Origin of the sequence: Campylobacter concisus (assembly GCF_003048445.1) — a bacterium.
GTDB lineage: Bacteria > Campylobacterota > Campylobacteria > Campylobacterales > Campylobacteraceae > Campylobacter_A > Campylobacter_A concisus_BF.
Genome location: NZ_PIQW01000033.1, coordinates 1 through 1640 on the forward strand (window position 1 = coordinate 1; position 1640 = coordinate 1640).

General features: G+C 31.6%; 2 protein-coding genes. One reads left to right on the plus strand and one right to left on the minus strand.

Annotation, left to right across the window (positions count from 1 at the left end; all coding sequences use genetic code 11):
• Nucleotides 1-256: 256 nt before the first annotated feature.
• Entirely contained in the window at nt 257-832 is a 576-nt protein-coding gene (locus tag CVT14_RS10925) for a hypothetical protein (RefSeq protein WP_234403130.1), read from the plus strand.
• 63 nt (nt 833-895) lie between these two features.
• Here the strand turns inward: CVT14_RS10925 and CVT14_RS10555 are convergent.
• A partial coding sequence (locus CVT14_RS10555) for a cell surface protein (protein WP_234403131.1) occupies nt 896-1640 on the minus strand: 745 nt, incomplete at its 5' end.

Here is a 1640-nt window from a genome sequence, read left to right on the forward strand (position 1 = left end):
TTTTGTGTAGAGATAAGTTATATATAAACTAAATCGCTAAAAGGTCGATTTAGTTATTGATTATACTCTAGCCCATAAAAGCATTAAACCTAAGTAGGTTGAATTTATATTCTTTAGCCGAATATGTGTTAGTGTATAAAAACAGCATTGCTGGATAGATGGTAGCAAGATGCTCTAATGCAAATTAATACCATAAAAAAGAATTAAAACCTATGAAAGAGATGCTGGAATATCTAAACAAAGCGAGACCTTAACAATGCTTAATAATATAACCTATTCGCCAAATCTAAATAACAATTCACTATTTGAAGGAAAAGAATTCGCAAGTAGAGTTAATTATAAGAAAGTGATGGGCAATAGCACAAACTTTACTGGGGCTTTTAAATCCAACAATGATGACAAGCAAACCATTTGGGGCAAAAAATCAGATGATAATCTAGAAGGACAAAAGATACGTCAAACTTTAGAAAGATTTGGCGTATCTTTTAGTAATGAGGGTCGTAAGCTTCTTGAATCGTCTAATATAAGTGTAGATGAATTTATTGAGAAATATTCTAAGGTTATAAATAGGAGTATGCCACAAGAGATTGGTGATTATGGACTAATAGATCAAAAAAGCGATCATGAAGAACAAAACAATCAAACTGACACGCAAAAACAAGAAACCTTTAAGCCTATGCAAGTAACTAAGAAATTTAAAACTTATGATATGCAAGCCGATGAGAAATTTAAAGAATTTTACAAATTTATAAAAACTGAATTCGATAATGGCGAAAGCATATTTGAAATTTTAGAAAAAGTCGCAAATAAAAAAGTGGATAAAACCGTATAAAAGGACTAAATTTAGAGCAATCATTGCTTTCTACAATAAAACAAAGTAGCTATTTTTTATTCATCAAGCCATCTTATTTAAAATTTGCTTCTTATCTATCTTTTGCATAAGCTCTAAGACGTCTATGCCTCTTTTTTCTTTGAAATTTAAAAGCTCTCTTGCATAGAGAAATTTTTGATCCTTATTTATATCATATGTCTCATACTTCTTCTTAACCTGCATAGGTTTAAATTTCTTCTCAGCCTGCTCTTTAGCAAAATTTGCATTGTATTCTTGTTCTTCTTTAATTATCTGCTTTCTTTGTTCTGCAACATCCTTTGTTGCTTTTTCTCTTGCTTTGGCAAATAATGTTTTAAATTCATCTATGCTTAGGTCGGTTCTATCTAAAAGACTAAGCGACTCCTTGTTATTATTTGGATAAAGAGAAGACATGCTATCCATAAAAGCTCTTAGGTCAGCCTCCTCTTCTTTTGTGCCAAGACCTATTAGTTTGCCCATCATGGTTGGCTTGCCATCAACAGAGTTTTCCTTTAATATATCAGAATACATTATAAGGACTTGATCTTTTGCTTCTTCTAAAGTTTTTGGCTGTTTCATCGACATGGCGTTGCGATCTTGTTCGGTATTGTAACGCTTAGAAAGCATATTATCTATTTTGCTTATCGTTTTTGCAACCCAATTATCTTCATTTTCGTCTATGTCAATAATCTCTTTTATGCTCTTTCCAACTGGACCATACCATAAAGCTTCTATTTTGGCCTTTTCATCATCTTTGGTATCTTTAGGGATATTTTCTTTTTGGATAGTG

What these genes read in the sequence shown, in the direction of transcription:
- CVT14_RS10925 (WP_234403130.1), top strand. Translation starts at nt 257, where the DNA reads ATGCTTAATAATATAACCTATTCGCCAAATCTAAATAACAATTCACTA.